Here is a 23616-nt window from a genome sequence, read left to right on the forward strand (position 1 = left end):
CCCCGGGCCGGTCAGCGCAGGCTGAGCACGAAAGACGCGTTCCCGAACCGCACGATCGAGCCCGGGTCCACCTCGTGCCGGGTGTTCGGATCGCACGCGAACGTCCCCTCGCCAGGGTAGGTGATGGTCGTCCCGTTCGCCGACCCGAGATCCATCACCCAGAAGACATCGTCGTACCGGCCGAATGCCAAGTGCGCACGGGAGACGGACTTCGCATCGTCGGCCACCGTGATGAGTTCGACGTGAGCGGGGTCGTCGAACTCGGTTCCGGGCGTGTGGACCGCCGGGTTCCGCCCCACGACTCCGCTCCCGCTGGACTCCACGCGCTGACCGTCGCTGAACTCCATCACGAATGTCACTGACATCTCCGTCTTCCCTTCACACCGCTCAGGATGCCACGCCAAGACATCATGACTCTAACCCGTGTTCGCACCCCGTGCGCACGCAGCAGAACAGACCGCGCCCGGCGCACACCGACCCAATAGGCGTCCACCTCGGCTTGCGTGGGCTCGTAGGCGTCGAATGCCACCCGGTCGGCCCGCGCGGCGAGCACCATGACCTCGGCGCTCCGCGCGATCGCGGCGACCTCCTGCCGCGTCGCCGCGCGCGGAACGGATTCCCCGAGTTCGGCGATCCGGTCGCGCACCTGAGACCAGCCACCGGTGAGCACGCGCTCCCGTCGGTCCTTCCGGCGCCGCCGCCCGCGGAGGACTCCGCGCAGCAGCGCAGGCAGCCAGAGCGGTGCGAGCAGCGCAGCCAAAGCGGGGCCGGCGACAGCGGCGATCCCCAGTACAGCGTTCAGGGTGCGCAGCCACTCGGGAAGCTCGGGCTCCGGCTTCTTGTCGTCGCCGGCCGAGCCGGTGGAGGAGACGGCATCGGGTCGTGTCGGCGGGGGTGGCGGCAGCACCGTCTCCGGCAGCGCGATCGCCTTGGTGCTCTCGCGATCGTCCTCCGGCGCCTCCCGTTCGGGCGGGTTGGGATCGATCGCCAGCCAGTGGCCGTCCGCGGTCCGCACCTCGACCCACGCGGTGAGATCCGCGCCGGTCACCCGGTCACCCGTCGGCTCGTATCCGACAACCACCCGCGACGGGAAGCCGAGCTGCCGTGCCATCAGCGCGAGAGCGGGCGCGTACTGCTCGGCGTCGCCGACCATCGGCTCGGTGTCGACTAGTTCGGACAACCAGGCGACGCTGTGACCGGAGCGGCTCGGCGGCTCCCCCTCACCGCCGTGGCTCGTGTAACCGGCTCGCAGCCAGGTCGTGAGCGCGAGAAGCCGCGCGCCCGGGGAGCCGTCGCCGGCGTGGCGGCCGACGGCATCGGCCAGGGAGGCCGGGATGCTGGAGACGCCCGAGCCGGCCCCGGGAGGCACGGCCGCGGCGATGCTCGCGTCCTCGGACATTCCCTCGATCACGGTCCGCATCGTGTAGCGAGTCCCCTTCCCGACCTCACCGGCGACCGCACCCGCACCCGCCGTGCTGTTGTAGAAGAAACCGTCCAGCGTGATCGACTCGACAGCGCCCGCCGTGGGAAGCCACGATCCGCGGTAGTCCTCGACGGTGACCGCGACGCGCGCCGACCGGCCCTCGGGCGCAACCGGACGAACCACGCGAAGGGAGATGCGCTCGTACGCGCCGGAGGCCGGATCGGTCCCCACGGCGAACACGCGGCCATCGTAGTCGTCCAGCACGGCGAGCCGCAGCCGCGAACCCTCCGGCAGCCCGCCGACGCGCAGCATCACGGTCTCAGCGCCGGGCGGCAGCACGCTGTTGCGGTAGGCGACGAGCGGGCTCAGCTCCGCTCGCGGGTCGAACGGCGACGTCACCGCATCCCGGATGACGGTCCGGGACGCGGTGGCCGGCAGCACCGCGGCGATCCCGGCGCCCGCGCCGGCCGTCGCCGCGATGACCGCGGTCGCCGCCAGGAACCGTCTCGGCCGCGCCCGCCCGCCGCGCGGCATGCCGATCCCGCGGGTCGCCCAGAGCAGCGCCACCACGACGAACAGGATGCCGAGCAGGACGGGCCAGAGCGGCTGGTGGCCGCCGAACGCCAGCCCGAACAGGAACACCGCCGCGGCAGCGGCGAGCGCCCAAGCCGGACAGGAAGAACGCAGAACGAGGGAGAAGCCAGCTGCGGCAGCCGCTGCGACGACCAGCAGAGCGGGCATGAGGAGCGCGCCGTAGTCGCCCAGCGGCAGCGGCACCGACAGCATATCCTTCCACCCGAACACGGCCCCCGAGGCCAGCATCCCGAGGCCGTCGGGCGTCGGCACCACCACGGCGACCGTTCCCCCGGGGACGGCGAGCGGCGCTCCGACGAGGGCGAGCGCGAGCGCGGTGGCTCCGGCGACCGCCCAGCCCGGCCAGCGGAACCGAGCGCCGAGCGCCGCGACACCCCCGCCGACGACCACGCCGCCACCGATCACCGCCAGCACCCGCCCCTGTTCGTAGACCGGCCACAGCGACGCCGCAGCGACGAGCAGCAGGGCGGCGAAGAAGGCCGCGTCGACGGCGCGCGCCCTCACGCCGCGGCCTTGCCGAGTGAACGGCCCAGGTCGTCGAGGAACCCGATGGTCAGCACGGTGAGACCGCCGATCCTGCGCAGCGTCGGCAGCCGCCCCGGACCGCAGACGACCACCACGATCTCCGCTCCGGCCGGGAACCGGAGCGCCCACGACCGCAACTCGCGCATCGTCGGGGCGGTGCCGCACACGAGATAGGCGAGCGAGACGTCCTCGATCGTGCCCGCCGCCAGCCGTGACAGGCGACCGATTCCCACCCGAGCGGAGCCGAGCTGCACTTCGGCGAGCGCGTCCAGAAGCCGTGCCGTGCCGATGGTGGGCAGCAGAGCCGGGCGCGTCGCGTCAGCCGGGTTGCCGGTCACCACGCTCAGCCGGCGGCCGTCCCGCACCGCGCGCACCGCGATCGAGGCCGCCGCGGAGACGGCCAGCTCGAACTCCTCCTCGTCGGCGTAGTCTCGCTCTGCCAGCGAGAACGCGACCAGCAGGTGACTTCGCCGCGTCTCCTCGAACTGCCGCACCATCAGGTCTCCGCTGCGGGCAGTGCTCTTCCAGCTGATGTGTCTCCGGTCATCGCCCGGGGCGTACTCGCGCAGCGTATGGAACGCCAGGTCGCTCGCGGTCAAGTCTCTGGTCGGCGTCCCCTCCAGGTCACGCACGTAGCCGCTGCTCGCCGCTGGCACTGCCACGGTCACGGGATGCACCCGCACCTCAAGCCGTTCGGCCGACTCCACCTCGCGCCGGTACAGCCCGACAGGATCGCCGCGCACGGTGCGCACCGGCCCCACCACGACCAGCCCACGCCGGAGCGCCGGGACCGACAGGGCGCTAACGCCTCCCCGCGACCCGCGGGGCACCACTTCGCGCACCTCATCGCCGATCCGCACCTCCACACGGCTCGCCCAGCGGCGCCCGGTGCCCGCGCCGAGGACGACCCGCACCGCGACGGGACATCCGACCACGGTGCGAGTGGCGTCCGCCTCCAGACGGGCGGCGTCCCCCGGTCGCCGCAACAGGAAGAACACCGCGCCCGCGGAGAGCATGAGGAGAGCGGCACCGGCCGCAACGGCCTCCTTCCAGCCGAGCAGAAGGCCTGCAGCGAAAGCGCCGACACCGGCCGCCACCACGACGCGTCCCGTGCCGGTGACGTGGCCCAGCGCGGCCCGCAGCCGCTCAAGCGCCCACCGTCGCTCCGGCCCCGGCACGGCGGCTCTCGGTCACACCATCATCCGTTCCGCCGGGGGCAGCACGTCCAGCAGGAGCCGGCCGATCACACTCGCCGCGGTGACCCCGTCGAACTCGGCCTCCGGATCGAGCGCGAGCCGGTGCGCCAACACGGGCTCAGCGAGGGCTTTCACATCGTCGGGCAGCACATACGCACGTCCCTGCGCCGCCGCCCACGTCATCGAGGCGCGCACGAGGGCCTGGCCACCGCGGATGGAGGCGCCCAGCCGCACCTCGTCTCGCGTCGCATCCACCAGCCGGGCGACGTAGTCGATGACCGCAGGGTCCGTCCGGGTGCGGCGTGCGATCTCGGACATCCGCTCCAGATGCGCCGCCGAGGCCACGGCCGGCAGCACGAGCTGGTGGACGTCGATACGCGCGTTCCCGAGGATCTCGCGCGTCGAAACCGGGTCGGGGTAGCCCAGCGATGTCTTCACAAGGAAACGGTCCAGCTGCGCTTCGGGGAGCCGGTACGTGCCCGCCTGCTCGATCGGGTTCTGCGTCGCGACCACGAAGAACGGCCGCGGAACCTCATGCACCTCGCCGTCCACGGTGACGCGCCCCTCCTCCATCACCTCGAGCAGCACGTTCGCGAAGACGGGACCGGCGTGGAAGCGGAACTCCTGGCTGCGCTGGTCGTACACGCTCATCCCGGTCACATCTCCCGGCAGCAGGTCCGGTGTGAACTGGATGCGGCCGCTCGCCCCGCCGACCGACTGGGCCAGAGCCCGGGCGAGCGCGGTCTTGCCGGTGCCCGGCACATCCTCGAGAAGCAGGTGCCCGCCGCTGACGAGGGTGGTCAGCGCCAGCTGCACGGATCCGGGTCTTGCCGCGGACGATCCGCTCGACGTTCCCGACGACGGCGGAGAACACATCAGCGAACCAGGCCGCCTCCTCCGGTGTCATCGGGTCGTTCACGGGTCGCGTCCTCTGGTCGGTCACGGTGCGGTTCCTTCCTTCGGGATCGTGGTCAGGGCCGGCGGAACGAGCCCGCTGCGGACGAGGCGGGCGACAGGCGAGTCCCACCCGTTCACCCGCACCCAGACGTCGTAGACCCTGGCCGGGTCGGTGAGCTGCGGTCCGGTCAGGACGCTCTCCCCGCCCGCCCGGTTCTCCGCCGCGCACGGGATGCTGCGCCAGGCGGCCGAGGGCGCCGTCCCGACCGGCACGACCGCGACCTCGCACGAGGACACATACCCCGTGGTCGCGATGCCGCCGAGCGTCCACTGGGGGGAGCCTCCGGCGTCGGGGAGCAACGAGAGCGAGGGGTCGGCGAACCCGGCGGACTGGAGATCGAGGATGTTCGTGGTCGCCGCCGTGCAGAAGGCCTCGTTGACCAGGAACACGGTGTAGTCGGTCGCGATGGGGGACTCTGGATCGGTGTAGGGCGAGCTTCCCGCCGCGGCGCCCGAGCCGGGGTTCTTCCCGTCGCAGACCTGCCCGCCACCGCGCGAGACCACAGCGTACCCGAACGAGCCGCCCCCGAACTCGGCCATCCAGCTCACCTGCGCCCGCCCCTGCTCGACGGACCGGGCCACCTGCGGGGACGCGGTAAAGCTCGGCGCCGCGACCGCGCCACCGGTCGCCGACGGCCCGAGGCTCGACAGGTTCCGCGCCTGGACGGTCGCCGTGTAGTACTGGCCGGGCCGCAGAGCGCTGGAAGCGATCGTCGCGTTGGTCGCCTGGGCGCCGATGGTCTCGCCCGTCGCTACCACTCCGTCCGGGCCCTGGACCGAGTACGCGTACGAACGGATCGCGCTCCCGTGCGCCGGGTCATCGACCGCGCTCCAGGAGAGCGTCATCGCACTGCCGTCCCTGACGGTGGTGCCCGGTGTGAGCTGGACGGACGCCGGCGCGGCGGGAGTCCCATCGACCACGACCACCTCGCTCGGCGGACTCGCCGGCCCGTCGCCGACGCCGTTCACGGCCGCCGCGGTGAACTGGTAGCCCACGCCGAACGTCAGACCGCGCACTTCGCAGAGGCGCCTCGCGCTGCACCGCTGCTGGATGTCGCCGCTCGTCGAACGGACGATGAAGGAGGTCACCGCCGACCCGTTGGAGGTCACCGGCGGCATCCCGAGCGTCACCGACGCCGCAGCGACGTCATGGTCGAGCACCACGGGCGGCGCCGAGGGCGTGCCCGGCACATCCTGGACCATCAGACGCAGCGTCGCAGACATGCGGCGCGCCGGATCGTCGGTGGCGTCGGCGACGGTGTACGGGACGCTGAACGTCCCGACCGGCACTCCAGCGCCCACCGAGACGGTGACGCGCCCGGTCGCAGACCAGCCGCTCACCGCGATCCCCGGAGGCAGCGCCGAGGTGTCGAGAGCGACGACCCGCAGCGGTTTGCCGGGGAAGGGGTTCGTCGGCTGGTCGTTGCGCAGCACATCCACCGTGTCCGATGCGCCGCGCCGCAGCACCAGCGTGTCGTCCGCGGGCGCCGCGAGGGGCCGTGTGGAACGCACCACGGCGACAGTGATCTGCCCGGCCGTCCCCGCTCCGTTCCGATCGCGCGGTGTGACGGTGAACGCGGCCACCGACCCGACAGGCGCCCGGTCGTCGGCGCTCACCGTGAGCGTCGATCCGTTGAGACCGGAGGTGACGCCCTCGTGCGTCACTGGGTCCACTGTGTAGGAGACGGCGCCCCGCGACGAACCCGCCCCGCTCTCGGTGAGGGCGCGGAGGTCGACAGCGGTGTGCCCGCCCGGCTCCACACGGAGCGCGGTGCCGCGCAGGGCGGGCGGCTGGCTCTTGTGCGGGGCGACGGAGATCGGGAGGGTGAACGTCGCCCGGTTGCCGTCAGCCCCCTCCCGATCGGACACTGTGAAAGTGATGGAGGCCGGGCCGAAGTACTCCTTCGCCGGCGTGTACCGGAGGGTCGTCTCGTCCACGACCAGCGGCTGTCCGTCCGAGTACGTCGCCGTGACGCTCGCCGCGTCCACGATCCGCGCTTTGCGTCCGGCTGCGGCGACCACATAGTCGCCGATGCGGATCGTCAGCGGCTCACCGCTCGTCGTCGTCAGCTGCGGCGCGTCCGTCCGGCGCTCCGGGGCCGCGTCCTCGTACCCCGGGACCCAGACGAACGCCGTCGCGCTGACGGACGGGTCATCCTTGCGCGCGACCGTGTACGGGATGACCTGGCTCCGGGGCCGCACCTTCACCCGCACCCGGTCCCCGGACACGCTCGCGGTCGGGAAGCCGTCGTGTACCCTCAGCGTCAGCGCGGAGGTCCCGCCCTCACTGAAGGTCACCGAGCCGAGGGCGTCCACGGCGACGGTCTGCTTGCCGTCCACTGCCGTGAGCGGCACACGGACATCGGAGGCGACCGGGGCCGCCAACGGGGCGTCCGCCCGCACATCCAGATACAGCCACGCACTGGCTGTGCCGCCGCGCGGGTTGCGGACCGTGTACAGCACAGCCGCCGCGCCCGACGTCGCCGGGGCCGTCAGCTCGATGGTCTTCTTCCCGTGCGTCGCCACCAGACCGTCCGCGCCCTCGGCGGCGGCGACCGTCAGCGTGCCGCCCTGCGGGTCGCTGACGTTCTGCGTCACATCGACCTTCAGGGGCGACCCCGGCCGGACCGCGACCGCGTCGTCCACCGCCACGGGCGGCTGCACCGCCTCGGTCGGCGGCAGGACGCCGACGCGCACCAGTCCCGTCGCCTGGGCGCCCAGCGCGTCCACCACCGTGTACTGGAACTCATCCGTGCCCGCCGCGAAAGGACCCGGCGTGTAGTCGATGGAGTCGGCGCCGACGCCGGAGACCGCGCCAAGCCGCGGTGCGCCCGTCTGGCCGCCGAGCGTCACCGTGTCCCCGTCGGGGTCGATGCCGGTCAGCGGGATCGGGATGCGGACCATCTCGCCAGCTGTCGCGTGGGCCGTCACGGTGAGCGGCAGAGGAGGCCGGTTGTCCGACGACGCCGCATCCCGGACCGTGATGGTCACCTGGCCGATCGCGGTCTGCCCATCCGTCGTGCTCACCGAGTAGGCAGACCTGAAGGTGCCCGGTTTGAGCGGGGCGAGATAGCGCAGCCGGTCACCGGACGCGAAGAGGGCGCCGGCTCCCGGCGGCAGCTCTTTGACCAGCTCCGAGCCGAGGATCAGCGGTTTGCCGTCCGGCTGCGAGTCGTTCGCGAGCACCGGGATGTCCGCCACCTCGCCCACCCGCACCGTCACCTCGTCCGGCATCGCGACCGGGGGCTGCAACTGAAGCGGCTCCGGAACCTGGACGACCGTGATCGTCCCGGGAGCGCTCGAGCTGCCATTGCTCACGGTGTACTGGAAGCTCACCGGCCTATCGCTCAGGGGGCGGGTGAGGGCGAGGGAGACCCGGCTCTCGTCCAGCACACCGACCGCGAGCTCGTCCGGGACGCCGTCCACAGCGGTGATCCCCAGCACGCCGCCCGCCGGATCGACGTCCCCGGCCAGCGCCTCCACCTGCTGTGTCTGCCGCAGCGAGGCGTAGACGGTCACCGGCTGCGTCACCGGCGGCAGGGTGGCTTCCGGCGGATCGCTCAGCCGCAGCCGCACCCGGCCGCTCGCGTTCTGGTCGCCGTCGCCAGCGGTGTAGGTCAGCTCGTAGTCGCCCGCGGCCGGGGCCCGCGCGACGAAGGTCCCCGCCGCATAGTCCGGGGTGATCGTGACCGAGCCTCCACCCGACTCGGTCACCCCGGCGAGCATCAGCTCCCCGGTGCCGCCGCGCACGTTCGGCAGGGGCGCGACCGCGACCGGTTGCCCCGCGAACCCGGTCAGGGTGAACGAGCCGGCGATGATCGGCACCGTGCCCGGAGCACCGGCCGTGACCGCGAGGGAGCCGTTGCCCGTCGCTGTGCCGTCGGACACGGCCAGCGGCACAGTGCTGAGTCCCGGCTGCGTCCCGTCATCGGTGTACTGGACCTCGCCTGCCGGGGTGAAGGACACGCGGCCGGGGGCCGCCGCCTGCGCGTCGGCCAGGAAGATCGGGTCGCCGTCGGGGTCCACCCAGTCGTCCAGCGCGGCGATCCGGGTCATGCCTCCGTTGGCGACGGACGTCCGGGTCGTGCGCACCTGGACCGGTGGGCTGTTCTGCCCGGGCGGCACGATCGTGATGACCACGTCCGCCGCCGCCGTCCCTCCGTTCCCGTCGTCGATCGTGTAGCGCACGGTCTGCGTCCCCATCGCCTCCGGCGTCGCCGTCAGCTGTAGTTTCTGCGCGTTCTCCACGATGTCGAGACGCCCGAACCAGTCCGGCAGCGGCGTGAGCGCGGTGAGCGCAAGCAGGTCCCCGTTCGGGTCCGTGTCGTTCAGCAGCACCGGAAACGAGGTCACACGCCCCGCCCGCGCGCCGAACTCGTCATCCTGAGCGAGGGGCGCAGCAGCGACGCTGTCGATCTCCGGAGGCGTGTCCCGCGCGTCCTGCCGCGGGTGCCGCTCTCTGTCCTCCGCGGTGAAGTCCTCCCAGTTGTCGATGAGGGCGCCGTCGCGCTGGATCGCCCACGCCCGCCCGGTCGCGGCGTCGCTGACGACCGCCCGGCGTCCGTTCGCGAGGATCGCAGGAGCCGCGCCGACCATCTCGTCGAGCACGACGACCCGCAAGGACGACCCGCAGAGTTCGTACCCGACACCGCCCGACCAGGCCGCGTAATCGCAGCCGTCCACCCGCGACGGCCGCGCAGCGGTGCCCGTCGCCCGCGGGTCGTGGCCGATGGCGGTGACCTCGCCGGTCTCGGCGTGGACGGCGAGCACCCCCCGCGAGTGGGCGATCAGCAGCCGGCCACTGTCGGTGACGGGCGTGGCGAGCCGCGCGGAAGCCGGCTCCGGGATGTGCGCACCGAGCCGCACTGTGCGCCCGTCCAGCCACAGTTCGCCCGAAGCGGCGTCGTACACCGAAGGCCGGCCGCCCACGGGCGAGACCTGGACAGCCCCCGTCTTGCCCGTCCCGCCGCCGAATCGCACCGTGCGCGTCTCCGGCTTGGCCGCCGCGGTGAACACACCGGTCGTGAGACGCCCGCTCTTCGCCGAGAATACCCGGCGAAGTTCCCGTCCGCGTCGGCGGCGAGCGTGGCGTCGGCCCCCAGGGCGTAAGCGGGCGTCGACTTCGCCCGGAACGAGGCCACCGCCGACTCGGCGACGCTCCACACATCCCCGCTCGCGGGCAGGTACACGGCGACCCGTTTCCCCGCGTCCACCACTTCCGGCAGTCCGCTCGGCAGCGGAACCGTGTCCGTGACCTCCGCGCGAGCCGTGTCCACGATCTGCAGGGTGTTTTGTTCGCGCGGTCGTGGACGAGCAGCCGCGTCGGGTCCTGGATGAGGTCGGCCCCCATCCCGCCCGCCGCGACCGCTGCGCTCAGCGAGCCGATCTCCGTGTTGGCGTGGCCGACCATCCCGAGCGAACCGTTCGCCACCCACACCGATCCGTCGTCCAGCTCCGGTCGCTGGCGCGCGTAGCCCTCCGAGACCACCGTGACAGCGACGAGCCCGGCGACGAGCATCCCGCCGAGAACACCCAGCATCGCCCGCGAGAGCCGTCGCATCGCGTCGCCGCGCGCCGCGCATCGCGGCGGTTCGACCAGGTGCTGACGGCCCGTGTCCACGCCCCCTCATCCCGAGCACGCCGATCCGCTCTGCTGTCCGCCCAGGACGCCGCGGAGCACCGTGACCGTCACGCACACCCGCCCCGACACCGTCGAGACCGTGTAGCTGGTGGCGTTCTGCGGCATGCCCTCCGCCATGCCGCCCGGGCCGGTCACCCGGACGAGATAGCTGTCGCCCTCCACCAGTCCGGGGTCGTCCCAGCGGAAGGTGACGGTTCCCTCCCCCGAGTCCGCCCGAATCGAACCGACCTGCGGGATGGCGCCGCCGCCCGCCGGAGCGACGACGCTGAGCCCGAGGGCGACGAGCACGCCGACGACGACCAGCGACACAGCAACGACAACCGGAACGAGCCATCGCCGCCGGGCGCGCCCGGGGGCGCCCGTCTTCGCACGGGGCGTCTGCCCGATCCCGCCCGCCGTCGCCGTGGACTCCCCGGGAACCGGCCGGATGCGCCGCCCCGTGCGCCCCGATGTCGCCACGAACATCACCGTGGAGCCGCCGAGCCGCGTTCGCAGGCCCGTCGCGTCCTCCGCCGCCAGCACCCGGGCGGCCGGCACATCGAGCACGGAGGGCCGCATGCCCAGCTCCGCCTCCGCCAGCTGGATGCCGCGCAGCACATCCAGGACGGTCTCGGGCCGGTGCGCCGGGTCTTTGCTGAGCCCGCTCGCCAGCAGCTCCTCCAGCGCCGGAGTCACGTCCTCCCGCCCGATCGACGGCGCGGGCCTGCGGCCCAGGACCCGGCGCTGCACATCGTCGCGTGTGTTGGCCTGCCCGGGAAGCTCGAACGGCGAACGGCCGGCCAGCAGGCTGTAGACCGTCGCACAGAACGCCCACACCTCTGAGGCGACTGTCCCGCTCGTCTCTCCGGCCAGCACTTCCGGCGCCGACCACGGCACCGACATCCCGAACGCGCCCTGGCCCTCCGTGCGCACGACCGTCGCGGGGATGCCGAAGTCGGCCAGCACGGGCTTGCGCGTAGGCGGTGATCAGAATGTTCGCCGGTTTCACATCCCGGTGCAGCACCCCGCCGCGGTGCGTCGTCTCGAGCACGCTCCCCACCGCCACCACGACCTGCAGCACCTCATGCACGGGCAGCCGCTCCGTGCGGAACCGCTGCCCGTAAGACCCGGGGCAGTATTCCATCACCAGATACGGCCGTCCGTCCCCACTGACACTCGCCTCGTAGACCGTGAGCGCCGATGGGTGGGCCGACAGCCGTGCCATGAGCGTCGCCTCCGACAGGAACATCTCCCGCACGTCGACACTCGACACTTCGGTCAGCAGCACCTTCACCGCGACCTCCCTGCGCGGCATCCCCTGTTCGTAGAGGTAGACATCCGCGAAGCCCCCGAACCGATCGGCCGCACAGCGGTGTACCCCGCCAGCACCGGCGCGGGCTGAGGCAGCCGGGATGCCACAGCTCAGCCCACCGTCTCGAGGACGACACCGTCGCCCAGCAAGATCCGAGCCCCGCGCGCCACCGGGATCTGCTCGCCCGGACTCAGCCGGAACACCGCCCCGTTCGGCTGCTCGACCATCGTGCCGCCCGCGGACCAGAGATCGCGGACCAGCACCAGCCCGTCGCCCGCGGTGAGCTGCGCGTGGGTCTCCTCCACCGTCCCGGAGCCGAAACCGACCGCGACGAGCGATGACCGCCGCTCGTCGGCTTCGGCCGGGAGCGAGGGGCGCCGGCCGACGTACATCACACCGGCGAGCTCGTGTTCGACCGCACCGGCCGCGTCGGTGACACGGATACGGGCAGGCCGGTGCGAACGGCGGTTCGGCGAGGCGGATCGGGGCTGATACGCGGGCACCGCAGCGAACCAGCCACCCACAATGGTCGCGTCGAGGTCACCGGCCGCCGGAAGCGGAGCGCTCACGACGGTGGCTGCGAAATCGGGCGGGGGGAGAGGTGCGGGAACGGGGGAAGCAGGAATGACGACGGGGATGGTGCGATCGGCGCTGCCGGGACCCTGACTGTCGTCGGCGCCCGGGTCGCCGTCGATCCAGGGCTCGCCGGTCGTGAAATCGCGATCCGCGAGGACGACGCTGCCGAGATCCTCGGCGGCGGCCGGGTGGCCGTCCTGCTCCGCGATGCCATCGCCCGCAGAGCTGTCACCCGTGGGGCCCACCGCCGAAAGGTCCTTGCCGACGGGCTCGCCAGCATCCTCCCCGGGGCACTCCGCCTCGAACGCGGTCTCCGCAGGCGGCTGCGACAGGCGTGCGAGCCGGACGACCCCGTCGTACACGGCCTCCCCGAGCAATGCGCCCAGGACATCGACCTCTGCACCGGACACGAGCCCCAGTCGCACCGCGACGTGCCCGCCGATGGCGAGCTGGAGGATCCCCGATCCGCGATCCTGCACCTGGAATGTTGCGTCGGCGGAACGGTCGCGCGCGATCGCGACCTTGCGCGGAGCGCATAGCTCCAGGCCCCAGAGCTCAGACATCGTACCTTCGGGTGTTCTGATTCAAGGACGCCACCGCCGACCGTCCTTATGATTTCGGAAAGGAAATCAAATCAGTCATACCGGATTCCACACCGGTTAGCATGGGAGAGACACCGTCTTCCGAGGAGCCGTATGTCCGCCGAACGCTCGATCCCCACGACGCCAGGACACCCACCCGTCCGAGCCACCCGCGCCGTCCCGGCTGCGTCGGCGCGCAAACCGATCAGAGCGCAACGGCCCGTCGCGCTGGGTGAGACAGCGACCGCCGCGGCGACGTTCGCGAAAACCGAGGCTGCATACGCAGCGAAGGACACGAACACAGGTGACGCAATGAATGTCGCCGAAGGACAGGGCAGCACCGCGCCGGCGGCGGCCGGCCCGGCGATGCCCGGCCCGGCGGCCCTCCCACCCCACGCGATCCCCGATCCGGAGCTCAGCCACGCAGTTCCGCCCCCGCCCGCCGCGGCGGACGTCGACCCGCCCACCGGTCCCGAATCGGACAGGGTGGGTTCTAACAGTGGTCGCAACACCGGCTAGTTTCGGGAGTTGTTATGACACTTGTAAGGACGTCGCAGAAGATGACCGGGCCGGCACCGATGTCGGCCGAGCGTGCATGATATATCGAGTTGTGGCGGCAGGGAATGAACACCTCCGAGATCTGCCGGATGCTCGGGATTCGCCGCAAGCTGGGCAACAACTGGCGGAACGGGTGGAAACATCGCGACCTGGTCACGGGCAAAGTGCGTTACTATCCGCCGATCGATGAGGTTCCGGTGGTGACGACGGTCTCGGCCCGGTTCTTATCGGAGGACGAGCGGGTGAGGATCGCCGACCAACTCAGGACGGGCGCGAGCATCCGCAGTATCGCAGCCGACCTGGGACGAGCACCGTCGACAATCAGCCGGGAAGTGCGCCGCAATCGCGGGATCACTGGGGAAGTATCGACCGTTCCATGCGCACCGGCTCGCGAGGAGTCGCCGTGCCCGTGACCGGCCGGGGAAGATCGCCTCCAACCCCCGATTGCAGCAGGAGATCCGTGGGCTGTTGAAGAAGTATTGGAGTCCCGTTCAGATCTGTCAGCACCTGCGTCAGCAGCATCCTGACGATCCGAGCATGCGCGTGGTGCATGAGACGATTTACCGCGACCTCTACGACTACCGCGGCGGCGCACTCCCGCGCGAACTCTGCCGAATGCTGCGCACCAAACGCGACAGACGCAAAGCACCCCGCGTGATCGCCCGGCGCAGGATCCGATTCAACGCTGCGCTCACGATCCATGACCGTCCGTTCGCGCCCACGGACCGCAGCGTCCCCGGAGCCTGGGAAGGCGACCTCATCATGGGGCTCGGCAACCGTTCGGCGATTGCCACACTCGTCGAGCGAACGACCCGGTTCACTCTCCTGTTGCCTGTTGACGCTGTCAACAGATCCGAGAGCCTCCGCGATCAGCTCGTCCCTGCTCTCGCGGCGCTCCCGCCCGAACTACGCCGCTCAATCACCTGGGACCAGGGCTGGGAAATGGCGAGACATGAAGAGATCAGCCGCGCAACAGGAACGAGAATCTACTCCTGCGACCCGCACTCGCCCTGGCAGCGCGGCAGCAACGAGAACACGAATCGGCTCTTGCGGGACTACTTCCCCAAACGCACCGACCTCAGAACACACACCCCGAAAGAGCTCGCCCTCGTCGCCGCCGAACTCAACAACCGACCCCGCAAAATCCTCGGCTGGAAGACCCCGAACACCCTCTTCACTACGCTGCTAGAACAAACACACCATCCATGAGTGTTGCGACCACTGTTAGAACCCACCCGCGCACCCGCCCCGACGGCCGGTCCCGACACCAGCTTGGCCCCCTGGTCCCACTCCGAGGCCACAGCCGATGACGCGCCCAAGCTCGTTGCCAGCCGCGAACCCGAACTCATGCCGCACCCGGTCGCCGATCACCGCCCCTCCGACCCGGCCCCGTCCGACCCGGCCGACCGGCTCCGCCACGACTCCCACCCGAATGCCGTCTCCCTCCCGCGCACCCCTCCCGGCCCCGCAGCCTTCTCCTTCGACTCCACCGTCCTGCCCGTCCCGCACACCGGCCTGGATCACCCGTTCACCATCGGAGCGCGCTCCGATGGTGAGGTCCCGGCCTTCTCCGAACCCGAGCCCATGGCTCGACTCGACCTCGACGACGTCGGCCCCCAGCTCCCCCTCCCCGACTTCACTCCCGAGCTCTCGGCCGAACCCGCCGCCGACCTCGCCTTTCTCCCGCTGATCCTTCCCGAAGCAGAGACCCTTCCCGAACCAGAAGCCTTTCCCGAACCAAAGGCCCTCGGCATCGGCGACCCGATCCCGCCCGATCCCTTCCACCTCGATCGCCTTGAGGCGCTCGAACTCTCCGCCCGCCTGGCCCGTGCGGGTCTCGCCGACCTCCCGCCCACGACGTCCCCACCTTCGCCGAGCAGCCGCTTCCTCCGCTCGGGCGCGCCCTCCCCTCGGCGGCCGGGCCGATCGCCCCGCTCCCCCTCGCAATGCCGGGCGCTGACCGCCCCGCCTCGCCGTCGGTCTGGGACCACCTGGCGGAGCCCTCGAGGCCGGTGTCGCGATCCACCGACCCCGTGAGCAGCCCGCCGGACGGGTGGGGCCCAGCCGCAGCGCACGGGCAGCGCCCCGTAGAGCCCTCCCCCGCGGCCGGGCCCTCCCCCACCCCTCAGCGGGCGACCGAACGCCCGAAGACGGCGCATCCGCTCCGACCCCGGACCATCCTGCTCTCCTCCGGAAGCGCCGCTCTGTTCGCCGCGCTCCTGACCGTCGTCATCTGGCTCCGGTAGCGAAGCCTGAGTCGGCCACCGAGACCCGAACCGGGCGGGCGTCCCGCATGAAGCGCTCGACATCGGGGTCCACTGTGATGTCGCTCGGACGAAGCGGGCGGGTGAGGTAGAGCCCCTCGAGCGTTGTGATGCGGCTCAGCGCGACGTAGGTCTGCCCGGACGTGAAAGCGTGTGTCCCCAGATCCACGATCGCCGAGTCATAGGTCTTGCCCTGCGATTTGTGGATGGTGACCGCCCACGCCAGTCGCAGCGGGAACTGCGTGAACTCCGCCATGACATCTTTCGTCAATGTCTTCGTCTCGGGGGAGTAGGTGTATTTGTATTTTTCCCAGAGAGCGGGCTCCACCTGGTGGATGTCACCGTCCACGTCCACGGACACGGTCGAGTCGATCCGTGTGACGGTTCCAATGGTGCCGTTGACCCAGCGAGGGCCGTCGCCCTGCCCGACGTCGTTGCGCAGGAACATGACCTGAGCGCCGACTTTCAGCTCAAGGACATCGTCGGCTGGGAAGGTGCGTCCGCCGAAGTCGCCGCTGACGTCCGCCTTGGCGGTGAGCGCGCGCCCTGGCAGGCGTTCGAGCGCCTGCGCATTGATGCGGTTGACGGTGTCGTTGCGCGTCGCGAGGGTGATGGTCCCCTCGCTCGGCGCCGGGCGGGCACCGGTCTCGTTGAGGCGGTCGGCGATCTCCTTGGTGACCTGGCCATGGCGGACAGCGTTCAGCATGAAACGGAAGTCCGACTCGTGCTGGCGGTGGACATGAAGCAGCTCCACGATCTTCAGGTCCGCCTCACGCCAGACCTTCGCGTCGAAGAACCACATCGACCGGTAGGTGTCACGGAAGTAGGCGCGTTCCTCCCGGTCTCCCGGCACCGGTGCCAGCTGATAGGGATCGCCGAACAGCACCACCTGAACACCGCCGAACGGCTCGGCGCCGCGCTGGCGGGCCTGGCGGAGGCTGCGATCCACCGCGTCCATCAAATCGGCGTTGACCATCGAGACCTCGTCGACGATCAGGGTGTCGATCGTGTTGAGCAGTTTCCGGAGGTCGGCGCTTTGCTCGATGTCGTGATCGGCGACGACGCCGATCGGCAGCCGGAACAGCGAGTGGATGGTCTGGCCGCCCACATTCAGCGCGGCGACCCCGGTGGGCGCCGAGATGACGATCGATTTCTCGGTGTTCCAGGAGAGGTGGTTGAGCAGCGTCGACTTGCCCGTTCCAGCGCGGCCCGTGACGAAGACGTGTTCGCGGGTGTGCTCGATGAGCTCGAATACGGCCTGCTGTTCGGGGGAGAGCGAGAGTCGGCCCATCCGAGTCCCTTCCGCTCGCGCCTGCCGAACCACTCTAACCCCCGCCGCGCCCTGCGCCCCGTTATCCACAGGCCCCTAGGATGGCCTTATGGGTGGGGAGGGCACAAGCGTCAGGATGCGCCCCGTGCTCCTCTGGTCGGGCGTGGGTCTCCTCCTGCTCCTGGCTTTCGCCGCCGCGCTCGGCGCCGTCCAGCGCACGTTCTACTCACCCGGCGGCTTCGTGACGAACTACCTGGAGGCGATCGCCGCCCACGATGTCCGCGCTGCCGTCTCCATGCCGGGCGCGGCCCCGACACCAAACGCGCTGAAGCAGGCCGGCTTCCCGGAGAACGCCTCCCGCGAACTGCTCCGCGGCGATGTCCTCCCACAGCTGACCGAGATCGCGATCGTCTCCGACCGGCGGCTGGCCTCCGGCGAGCACCGCGTCACTGCCCGGGCCCGGGAGGATGGCAGACCGGTGACGGCGACCTTCGCTGTCCGGCCGTCCGGATCGGTGCTCGGCATCCTGCCGACCTGGTCGTTCGCCACCACTCCGCTGTCCGTCGCCCGCATCGCCGTGGCCCACGCGGACAGCTTCACGATCGCCGGCCATACGCTCTCCCCGCGCGCCGCCGCACCCGGCCAGCCCCCTGACGCCTTCAGCGTCTCGGCGGACTATCTCGTTCTGGCCCTGGCCCGCTACGAGTTCGGCCACACCTCGGCGTACTCGTCTGCCGCACCCGCTGTCGTGACCGGCGTGCCCGGTCGCATCGTCGAGACGACCATCGACGCGCAGCCCACTGGCCGGTTCACGGCGGCCGTGCAGAAACAGCTGAACAGCTTCCTGGACCAGTGCGCGAGGCAACAGGTGCTGCAACCGGCCGGCTGCCCGTTCGGGGTCGACATCGACGACCGGGTCAAGGGCGCCCCCGCCTGGAGGATGGTCTCCTATCCCGAAGTCCGTCTCCAGCCCGGCGCCACAGCCTGGACGATGGACCAGAGCGCCGGAGTCGTGCATCTCTCCGTGACCGTGCAGTCCCTCTTCGATGGAACGGTCGAGCGGCGCGAGTCGGACGAACGGATGACGGTGTCGCTGACCAGCGTCACGATCCGGCCGGACGGGTCGCTGAGGATCGTGGTCGCGAGATAGGGGGCTCTTCCCGTGGCGCCCCGCCCCGCTGTGCCAGCCGAGCGAGCCGCTCGTTGTACGCCTTCAGCTCTGCTTCGCCGGTGCGATCGGCATTGCGATCGCGCCGCTTGGTCTCGCGGTCGTCGCTGCGGCTCCACTGGATGGCGACGACGATGGCGAGGATGACCGTCGGGATCTCGCCGATGCTCCAGGCGATCCCGCCGCCGGTCTGCTGGTCGACCAGGGGGGCGGCGCCCCAGGTGCGGCCCATCGCGCCGAACCAATCGGCGAGCAGCAGCCCGTTCATCTGCATGACGGATAGACCGAAGAAGGCGTGGAAGGCCATCGTCGCGAGCAGCAGCAGCCGGAAGGGATACGGCAGCCGGTACTTGACCGGGTCGATGCCGATCAAAGACTGCACGAAGAGGTAACCGGTGATGAGGAAGTGGACGATCATCCACTCGTGGCCGACGTGGTCGGTGGTCGCCCAGCGGAAGATCGGCGTGTAGTAGAACGCCCAGAGCGAGCCGGCGAAGAGAACGGCCGAAACGAGGGGGTTGGCGATGACGCCGGCGAAGCGGGAGTGGACGGCGAGCAGTATCCACTCGCGGCCACCGCGTGAGCCATCGGTGCGTTTCTTGATGGCACGGACGGCCAGGGTCACCGGGGCTCCGGGGACGAGCAGGAGCGGCACAGCCATCGTCAGGACCATGTGGGCGGACATGTGGGCCGAGAAAAGATATTTCTCGTAGACATTCACGCCGCCGCTGGTGACGAAGAAGAGGAGGGCGATGCCGAACGTCCACAGGATGGTGCGGTGGACCGGCCACCCATCGCCTCGCTTGCGCAGCCGCCACACCCCGGCGAGGTAGAAGAAGAGGGCGAAGGCGCAGCCGAGCGCCCAGAGCAGATCGACGTTCCAGCTCGTGAAGAGCCGGCTGAAGGTCAGCTCGGGCGGAAGCTTCTCACCGGTCAGGATCTCGGCGGGCGTCGGAGCCGCCGCACGTGTCTGAGGGACGGGCGTCACCGTGCGGGCAAGGGCGGCGGCGACACCGGAGGCGACGCCCATGAACGCGAGTTCGGCGGTCACGATCCACCAGAAGGCTCCGCGCTTGCCGGTGCGCCGCAGCCGGTCGAGGAGGAGGCGGCGCTGCGTCACACCGAACAGACCGAGCGTGACCAGAACGGCGACCTTGACGAGCACCAAGATGCCGTACGGCGTCATCAGCTCAGCGAGCGTCCCGACTCGCAGCTCGGCGTTCACATAGCCGGAGGCGGCCACGACGATGAAGGCGATGAGCGCGATCGTGGAGTAGCGCTCGAGCACAGCGAGGAGCCGTTCGCCATCGAGCGTCTGTTTGATCGCGATGAGCGTCACGAGCCCGCCGAGCCAGACAGAGGCGAAGAGGACGTGCAGGCCGAAGGAGGTGACCGCAGCGTCGTGGCCGGCCGCTTCGGCGCTGTGGCCCTGCTGCGCCATCGGCACCACCGCGGCCATCGCCAGGAGGGTGACGAAGACGATCGCGGTCTGGTTGCGCACCGCGAAACAGAGGATCGTGGTGGCGGCGGCGATGAGCGTGATGCCGAGCCAGGCCTGGCCGAGGGAGATGCTGGTGATGAACGAGCTGAGGCCGTTGGTGAAACTGCGATCGAGGGACCACGGCACGGTGGAGACGCTGACGAAGGTGAACAGACCGGTCACCGCCGCAGCGACCGTGAGGACGGCCGCGCATCCCGCTGCGACATCGAGCGCCTTCCCGTACTCGTCTCTGTCCGAGCTGAACGCAAAGCAGCAGAGGACGAGCGCGCCGACCGTGCCAGCCAGGCTGAGGTTGACGATGAGGGTCGAGAGGGGCAGACCCCAGCGGACCACGGGGCCCGGGTCGAGCAGCAGCGGGGCGGCGGCGCCGCCGCCGAAGGCGAGAGCGGCCACCACAGCCGCGGCGGCGGCGAGGAGGAGCACGGCGGGGCCGATCACGCGGAGAAGACGAGACACCCTCTTACCCTACGGGGAGCGGGCTGGATGGCCATCTACCACACGTCACCGGTGTGCCCAGAGACCCGCGCAGACACGTCGGGGGCGGCGCCGCAGTTGCGGCGCCGCCCCCGACGCAAGCGTGCAAAGGCTACTTGACGGCAGCCTTGAGCTTCGAACCCGCCGTCAGCTTGACGCGATGGCCGGCCGGGATCGAGATCTCCTCGCCGGTCTGCGGGTTGCGGCCGGTGCGCGCGGCGGTCTCGGTGCGCTCGGCGGCGAGCCAGCCCGGGATGGTGACCTTGCCGCCACCCTTGACGGTGTCCGCGACCGTCGCGAAGAACGCGTCGACGACGCCGGAGACGGTGGCCTGGCTCTGACCAGATGCCGCGGCGACGGCGGCGACGAGTTCGGTCTTGTTCAGGTTGTCAGCCATTGAGTGTCCTCCTCGGACCTTATTGCTGGATTTACAGCTTCTCTGTGGAACGGCCACACGGGCCAGTAACGTTTGGTCGGTCGACCGCCTCGAATGTATCAGACACCCCCGGAAACACGCGGATTTTCGCGGATTTTCGACCGGTTCCCCGGGTGTTTCGCCGTCCGGGGACGCCAAAGGGGCGCCCGGCCGCAGCCAGACGCCCCCTCAACGGGTGTCGCTTTCGCTCACCAGCTGGACTTGGTGATGCCGGGCAGCTCGCCCCGGTGCGCCATGTCGCGGAAGCGGACGCGCGAGATGCCGAACTTGCTGAGGTTTCCGCGGGGACGGCCGTCCACAGCGTCGCGGTTGCGGACGCGAATCGGCGAAGCGTCGCGCGGGAGCTTCTGCAGGCCGAGACGCGCGGCCTCACGGGACTCGTCGGTCCCGTTGGGGTCGACCAGCGCCTTCTTGAGCTCGGCGCGCTTCGCGGCGTAGCGCTCGACGACGACCTTGCGCTGCTCGTTCTTGGCAATCTTGGACTTCTTAGCCATGTTTAGCGCTCCTCTCGGAAGTCGACGTGCTTGCGCACGACGGGATCGTACTTCTTCAGCACGAGACGGTCAGGGTTGTTGCGACGGTTCTTGCGGGTCACGTAGGTGTACCCGGTGCCCGCCGTCGAACGGAGCTTGATGATCGGACGGACGTCCTGCTGCTTTGCCATTAGATCTTCTCCCCACGGGCCAGGAGGTCTTTCACGACGGCCTCGATGCCACGGGCGTCGATGACCTTGATGCCCTTGGCGCTCAGGGTCAGGGTCACGTTACGGCGAAGCGACGGAACGTAGTACGTCTTCTTCTGGATGTTCGGGTCGAACCGGCGCTTGGTGCGACGGTGCGAGTGCGAGATGCTGTGACCGAAGCCGGGGGTGGCTCCTGTCACCTGGCACACTGCTGCCATTGCTTTCTTCTCCAATACCGTGGGACCGGACGGTCCCACCCAAGGTCACTTGTCGGCACACGGCTTCCCACCTCCGTACGGGTGTGGGGTTTCGTGAGCGGTCTGAGCAGGAGGAGCCCACTCAGCCAAAGAGCTATGCTACGGCATGAGGGGGGACGCGGCCAAATCCGCCGCGGAGCACCGCGCACACACCCCGAACACGTCCACCACATGCGCCGCCTGCGTGAACCCGTGGGCCGCCGCTGTCGTCCGGGCCCAGACCTCGACTTCGTCCGCCTCGATCTCCACCGTCAGCCCGCAGTTGCGGCAGATCAGATGATGGTGGTGGCGGCCGCTCGTACACGCCCGGTAGAGGCTCTCGCCCTCCGGCGATTGCAGCGAGTCGGCATCCCCCTCCGCGGCGAGATCCGCGAGCGCGCGATAGACCGTCGCCAGGCCGATGGGGGAGCCCGCCTCGTGGAGGCTGAGATGGAGTCCTTGCGCGCTGATGAAGCCCTCGGTCGAGGACAGGGCCTCGCGAACGGCATCCCGCTGCCAGGTGTTGCGCTTCACCATGCGTCCAGGCTAGCTGGCGCGGCTCACGAATCGCCGTGAGCCGCGGAGGCCGACGAGCCGGCAGACCGCATAGATGACGAACGAGATGGTGGTGACGTAGGGGCTGATCGGAAGCGGCTTCCCGAGCGCGAGCAGGATGCCCCCGACCACGGAGACGAGGGCGAAACCCACGCTGAGCAGCGTCACCACGAGCGGCGACGAGGTGACGCGCATCGCGGCCGCGGCCGGTGTGACCAGGAGGGACAGGACGAGCAGAGCCCCTACGATCTGCACCGAGACCGCCACGGCGAGGCCGAGCAGAACCATGAACGCGAGGGCGACGAAACGGGTCGGGACGCCACGGGAGGCGGCGACGTCCGGGTCGAGGCTGTCGAACATCAGAGGCCGCCACATCAGCAGCAGCCCGATCAGCACGACCGCGCCGATGCCGAGCAGCCAGCCGAGCTGTGAGTCGTCGACGGTCACGATCTGCCCGGTGAGCAGGCCGAACTTGTTGGCGCTCCTGCCGGGGTACAAGGCCAGGAAGAGGATGCCGAGGCCCAGCCCGAACGGCATCAGCACCGCGATGATCGAGTTCCGATCGCGCGCTTTCGCGCCCAGCAGCCCGATGATCATGGCGGCGATGAGCGACCCTCCGAGCGACCCGACGACCACGTTCGCCCCGAACAGCAGCGCCGCCGAGGCCCCGGCGAACGACAGCTCGCTGATGCCGTGGACCGCGAACGCCATGTCGCGCTGCATCACGAAGACGCCGATGACCCCGCCGACGACCCCCAGCACGGCTCCGGCGATGAGCGAGTTCTTCACGAGCATCAGGAGTTCGCCGTAGTTGGTGAAAGTGAACAGCTGCGACCAGAGATCGTTCATGCGGCGGGCTCCGGGTGCGGCCCCCGGCCGTGGTCGTGGTGGCCGTGGGTCTGGGCGTCCGGGATACCGACGACCAGGATCCGCCCGCGGCTCCTGATGACGTCCACCGGTGTCTCGTAGAGGTCCGTCAGCACGTCGCTGCGCAGCACCTCGTCGGGCGTGCCCGTGCGGAACCGGCCACCGGCCAGATAGAGGACGCGGTCGACCATCCCGAGCACCGGGTTGATGTCGTGCGTGACGAACATCACAGCGCTGGCGTGCTCGCGCCGCCGTCGGTCGATCAGCTTGCTGACACCGCGCTGGTGCTGAAGGTCGAGGGAGAGGAGCGGTTCGTCGCAGAGGAGCAGAGCCGGGTCCCCGGCGAGCGCCTGCGCGACACGGAGCCGCTGCTGCTCGCCCCCCGAGAGCGACCCCACGGGCGTGTCCGCGTAGCGGCGAGCTCCCACGGCGTCCACGAGCCGCTCAACGTGTCGGCGGTCCGCGCGGCGGAGGATCGGGAGGCCCCAGCGGTGCCCGTTCACGCCGAGCGCGACGAGGTCGCGGGCACGCATGGGGGTGCCCGCGGGTAGGAGCGTCTGCTGGGGGATGTAGCCGATGCTCCGATCGCCGCGGCGCACAGGGCTCCCAGCCAGCTCGACCGTCCCGGAGTCCAGCCGCTGCTGTCCGAGAATCGTCTTCAGCAGACTGGTCTTCCCGGAGCCGTTGGGGCCGAGCACGGCGACGAACTCACCCGCGTGGATGTCGAGGTCGAGGCCGCTCCAGAGCGTGCGCGCGCCGAAGCTGAGGGAGGCGCCGCGGAGACGGAGAACGGTCTCCCGTTCGGCCGCCGCGAGCATCCG

At 70.4% G+C, this 23616-nt stretch carries 20 protein-coding genes and 3 pseudogenes; 6 read left to right on the forward strand and 17 right to left on the reverse strand.

Features of this window, described 5'->3' with window-relative positions; genetic code table 11:
• Positions 1-11: 11 nt before the first annotated feature.
• The 5 genes and pseudogenes from O159_RS12345 to O159_RS12365 all read right to left on the reverse strand — a co-directional run bounded on the left by O159_RS12345 (position 12) and on the right by O159_RS12365 (position 9711).
• On the reverse strand, positions 12-365 hold the full coding sequence (locus O159_RS12345) for an FHA domain-containing protein (protein ID WP_043993791.1): 354 nt from the start codon (positions 363-365) through the stop codon (positions 12-14).
• On the reverse strand, positions 356-2521 hold the full coding sequence (locus tag O159_RS12350; protein WP_021756111.1) for a DUF3488 and transglutaminase-like domain-containing protein: 2166 nt from the start codon (positions 2519-2521) through the stop codon (positions 356-358). Before O159_RS12350 ends, O159_RS12345 begins: the two co-directional genes overlap by 10 nt.
• Positions 2518-3720, reverse strand: a complete 1203-nt coding sequence (locus O159_RS12355; RefSeq protein ID WP_021756112.1) for a DUF58 domain-containing protein — start codon at positions 3718-3720, stop codon at positions 2518-2520. Before O159_RS12355 ends, O159_RS12350 begins: the two co-directional genes overlap by 4 nt.
• A 12-nt stretch (positions 3721-3732) precedes the next feature.
• Positions 3733-4645: pseudogene (locus O159_RS12360) on the reverse strand (AAA family ATPase).
• A gap of 32 nt (positions 4646-4677) precedes the next feature.
• Entirely contained in the window at positions 4678-9711 is a 5034-nt protein-coding gene (locus O159_RS12365; protein ID WP_021756114.1) for an Ig-like domain-containing protein, read from the reverse strand.
• A 317-nt stretch (positions 9712-10028) separates the two neighbouring features.
• On the opposite strand from O159_RS12365, the gene O159_RS15130 reads away from it, so the two are divergent.
• A complete protein-coding gene (locus O159_RS15130; RefSeq protein WP_169725708.1) occupies positions 10029-10169 on the forward strand; it encodes a hypothetical protein in 141 nt (46 codons plus the stop codon).
• Positions 10170-10321: 152 nt separating this feature from the next.
• Here O159_RS15130 and O159_RS12370 read toward each other — a convergent pair whose 3' ends face one another.
• From O159_RS12370 to O159_RS13510, 3 genes and pseudogenes are all read right to left on the reverse strand, one after another.
• Entirely contained in the window at positions 10322-11281 is a 960-nt protein-coding gene (locus O159_RS12370; protein ID WP_021756116.1) for a protein kinase domain-containing protein, read from the reverse strand.
• A 73-nt stretch (positions 11282-11354) separates the two neighbouring features.
• Positions 11355-11630: pseudogene (locus O159_RS16935) on the reverse strand (protein kinase); the annotation flags it as partial.
• A gap of 107 nt (positions 11631-11737) precedes the next feature.
• Positions 11738-12766 carry an FHA domain-containing protein gene (locus tag O159_RS13510; RefSeq protein ID WP_021756117.1) on the reverse strand — a complete coding sequence of 343 codons (1029 nt, stop codon included), beginning with the start codon at positions 12764-12766 and terminating at the stop codon, positions 11738-11740.
• Between the two features lie 330 nt (positions 12767-13096).
• Between O159_RS13510 and O159_RS15135 the strand changes: the two genes are divergently transcribed.
• The 4 genes and pseudogenes from O159_RS15135 to O159_RS12395 all read left to right on the forward strand — a co-directional run bounded on the left by O159_RS15135 (position 13097) and on the right by O159_RS12395 (position 15588).
• Positions 13097-13303, forward strand: a complete 207-nt coding sequence (locus tag O159_RS15135; RefSeq protein ID WP_169725709.1) for a hypothetical protein — start codon at positions 13097-13099, stop codon at positions 13301-13303.
• 104 nt (positions 13304-13407) lie between these two features.
• Positions 13408-14551, forward strand: a pseudogene (locus O159_RS12385) (IS30 family transposase).
• Positions 14552-14614: 63 nt separating this feature from the next.
• Positions 14615-15379 carry a hypothetical protein gene (locus tag O159_RS14765; protein WP_144267714.1) on the forward strand — a complete coding sequence of 255 codons (765 nt, stop codon included), beginning with the start codon at positions 14615-14617 and terminating at the stop codon, positions 15377-15379.
• Entirely contained in the window at positions 15376-15588 is a 213-nt protein-coding gene (locus tag O159_RS12395; RefSeq protein ID WP_144267716.1) for a hypothetical protein, read from the forward strand. The genes O159_RS14765 and O159_RS12395 overlap by 4 nt, the downstream gene beginning before the upstream one ends.
• On the opposite strand, the gene O159_RS12400 is transcribed toward O159_RS12395, so the two are convergent.
• A complete protein-coding gene (locus O159_RS12400) occupies positions 15572-16897 on the reverse strand; it encodes an ATP-dependent DNA helicase (protein ID WP_021756122.1) in 1326 nt (441 codons plus the stop codon). The genes O159_RS12395 and O159_RS12400 overlap by 17 nt on opposite strands.
• A 115-nt stretch (positions 16898-17012) precedes the next feature.
• Between O159_RS12400 and O159_RS12405 the strand changes: the two genes are divergently transcribed.
• The gene (locus tag O159_RS12405) at positions 17013-18026 is read left to right on the forward strand and encodes a hypothetical protein (RefSeq protein WP_021756123.1); all 1014 of its coding nucleotides are present in this window, start codon (positions 17013-17015) and stop codon (positions 18024-18026) included.
• On the opposite strand, the gene O159_RS12410 is transcribed toward O159_RS12405, so the two are convergent.
• The 8 genes from O159_RS12410 to O159_RS12445 form a co-directional block, all read right to left on the reverse strand.
• The gene (locus tag O159_RS12410) at positions 17980-20001 is read right to left on the reverse strand and encodes a cytochrome c oxidase assembly protein (protein ID WP_052323550.1); all 2022 of its coding nucleotides are present in this window, start codon (positions 19999-20001) and stop codon (positions 17980-17982) included. The genes O159_RS12405 and O159_RS12410 overlap by 47 nt on opposite strands.
• A gap of 130 nt (positions 20002-20131) precedes the next feature.
• Complete coding sequence (locus tag O159_RS12415; RefSeq protein WP_021756125.1) at positions 20132-20416, reverse strand: HU family DNA-binding protein; 285 nt, start codon at positions 20414-20416, stop codon at positions 20132-20134.
• Positions 20417-20643: 227 nt separating this feature from the next.
• On the reverse strand, positions 20644-20949 hold the full coding sequence (gene rpsN, locus O159_RS12420; RefSeq protein ID WP_011187085.1) for a 30S ribosomal protein S14: 306 nt from the start codon (positions 20947-20949) through the stop codon (positions 20644-20646).
• Positions 20950-20951: 2 nt separating this feature from the next.
• Complete coding sequence (gene rpmG / locus O159_RS12425) at positions 20952-21119, reverse strand: 50S ribosomal protein L33 (protein WP_011187086.1); 168 nt, start codon at positions 21117-21119, stop codon at positions 20952-20954.
• Positions 21119-21355, reverse strand: a complete 237-nt coding sequence (gene rpmB, locus O159_RS12430; protein WP_011187087.1) for a 50S ribosomal protein L28 — start codon at positions 21353-21355, stop codon at positions 21119-21121. The genes rpmG and rpmB overlap by 1 nt, the downstream gene beginning before the upstream one ends.
• A 138-nt stretch (positions 21356-21493) precedes the next feature.
• Positions 21494-21910, reverse strand: coding sequence for a Fur family transcriptional regulator (locus O159_RS12435; RefSeq protein ID WP_021756127.1), 417 nt, complete (start codon positions 21908-21910; stop codon positions 21494-21496).
• Between the two features lie 9 nt (positions 21911-21919).
• Positions 21920-22777, reverse strand: coding sequence for a metal ABC transporter permease (locus O159_RS12440; protein WP_021756128.1), 858 nt, complete (start codon positions 22775-22777; stop codon positions 21920-21922).
• On the reverse strand, positions 22774-23613 hold the full coding sequence (locus O159_RS12445; protein WP_201766272.1) for a metal ABC transporter ATP-binding protein: 840 nt from the start codon (positions 23611-23613) through the stop codon (positions 22774-22776). The genes O159_RS12440 and O159_RS12445 overlap by 4 nt, the downstream gene beginning before the upstream one ends.
• Positions 23614-23616: the final 3 nt, after the last annotated feature.

Origin of the sequence: Leifsonia xyli subsp. cynodontis DSM 46306, assembly GCF_000470775.1 — a bacterium.
Classification (GTDB): domain Bacteria; phylum Actinomycetota; class Actinomycetes; order Actinomycetales; family Microbacteriaceae; genus Leifsonia; species Leifsonia cynodontis.